At 43.5% G+C, this 246-nt stretch carries 1 protein-coding gene; it reads left to right on the top strand.

The annotated features are described in order from the left end of the window. Window positions 1–246, top strand: a 246-nt coding sequence (locus AAEY93_RS20965; protein WP_351079661.1) for a hypothetical protein, incomplete at both ends; no start/stop codon positions are given.

Genomic DNA, 246 nt, shown 5'->3' with positions numbered 1-246 from the left:
CTTTTATGGCTGTTGGTATGACATTCCTTACGATGTAAACAACTTGTTTATTCGTGTCAAAGATCGCCTGCACCCTCACATTCAACAAGGGTTCCGCGACTGTATCGATAAGAAAAGATATATTCAACGCAATAGTATGCTCGCGACCCGCTGGAGCGTTTTGATATCTCCTTCTCTTAATGAGCAAAAACAACGGCTGCGTATCAGCAGCGATGATGCCAAAGAAATCGCTAAAGACATCACGAC

It is taken from the genome of Shewanella sp. CAL98-MNA-CIBAN-0140 (assembly GCF_040309905.1).
Classification (GTDB): Bacteria; Pseudomonadota; Gammaproteobacteria; order Enterobacterales; family Shewanellaceae; genus Shewanella; species Shewanella psychromarinicola.
This window is presented reverse-complemented; position numbering and strand designations above follow the sequence as displayed.